At 59.9% G+C, this 1,582-nt stretch carries 2 protein-coding genes; one reads left to right on the forward strand and one right to left on the reverse strand.

All coding sequences use genetic code 11. The features are described from left to right. A partial coding sequence (locus tag ACXJL8_RS40640) for a hypothetical protein (RefSeq protein WP_456686988.1) occupies positions 1–1,253 on the forward strand: 1,253 nt, incomplete at its 5' end. 157 nt (positions 1,254–1,410) lie between these two features. Here ACXJL8_RS40640 and ACXJL8_RS40645 read toward each other — a convergent pair. Next, a partial coding sequence (locus ACXJL8_RS40645) for an aromatic-ring hydroxylase C-terminal domain-containing protein (RefSeq protein WP_456686989.1) occupies positions 1,411–1,582 on the reverse strand: 172 nt, incomplete at its 5' end.

Here is a 1,582-nt window from a genome sequence, read left to right on the forward strand (position 1 = left end):
TACTTAGGGCAATCAGAGACCTCGAGCAAAAAGGAGCAGCTTCCGGCCAGGACCATCTAATTAAATGGTTGCTCTACCTGGACAATCCAGTGAGACAGAAACTGCTAGATGAAGTGATAGCCCGAAATCCTGGCGTCAACATAACTGCAGGTAATCAGGACCTGGAGGGAACGCCGTGGCATTCCAAGTTCGCAGCGCTTGATCCCTCCTCAAGCATTTTTCGCATACCCGGCTCGACACCAGCCAATCCGAGCGACTTCCCGTCCCTGCCGGGCTACAATTCACCTTCTCTCGCCGGTCTGAACGAAACAGAGCGCCTGACGCGAATTGATCCGCGCTTCACAGGTGTGCTCCCAGCTTTTCCCGCGCTAAGTCCGAATGAACAACGGCTCGGTCAATTGCCTCCGACCACGGCCATGCCACCGGAGCCACAAGTCTTGCAATTCCATTCGGAGACAGGCCAACCGCTCATGCGGCTCTCCGATGGATCACAAGTGCTGGGGCCGCCGGCACCTGCTGACCGAGGCTCTGCGTTGCTGATGGGGGCAGCTGTACTCAGTGCAGGAGCTATGATGATACCTGGAGCACAGGGGCTCGGTGCTGCGTTACTCGCGGGCGCAACCGTTACCGCTGCCACCCGACCTGCTTTCTCGGCAAATAACCCAAGTGAAAGCCAGGTTGCCGATGGAAGCGTCTTCTCCAAAGGGGCGGCTCCTTACGATTCATTCGACGGCGATTATTCTCCGCTTCGCTTTGGCAAGGATTGGGGCGGCTCGCTCAGAATTCCATCTAGACCACCACGGATCGAGAGCAAGACGCTTGACCGAGAAGCGGCCCACAGCACCACTTTTGCCGATCGCTTCGGAAACTGGGCCAACACGCCAGCTGGCACCATACCTGCCCAGGACGCGGCAGAAGCGCCAGCCGCTCCTGCCGCAGGAACTGTCGCGCCCGAAGAAGTTCGGCGTCTCACCCGTGTCAACGCGTCGAACGCGGGTAGCGTGTTCGCGTCCGGGAGTGCGCCAGTCCCATATCTGCCTTCCACGGAATTCAACGATCGGTTTGGCAACTGGACCATGCCGACCGGTGTGGACCGGCCGCCGCAGACGAGCAGGCCGATTGGTGTATTCGCGGATGAGCCGAGCTACCTCATTCCGCATCCGATCTTCGGAGTAGATGATCCGGGCAATCCTCACAATGACGCTGAGGAGTGGTTCTCGCGCTGGATACGGCCGCTCCTTCGGCCGGAGTGAAGACTGGCTACGGAGTCGTGCGTATGCCGTTCGAGATCGAGTCGTTTGACTCGTCGGGCAAAACACTGGCAGAATGGCACCATCGAAAGAGTTCGGATCAAGCCCGCGGGATGCCGCGGGCTTTGTTTGTTTCGACGGCACGTGAGACGTTTGGGCGCTACGCCGCTACAGCCGCTCCAAACCATCTCGTCAGCGCGTTCGCGAGTCCGCGTTGGCTCTCATCTCCCACCCAAGCCACATGCCCGTCAGGCCGTACCAGCACGGCTGTGGGCGCCGCAACCTGTCCGATGACCGGAAGCTGCCAGGGGCCGTCGTAGTCGGCGTCGATG

Source organism: Bradyrhizobium sp. P5_C11_2, from assembly GCF_054049755.1.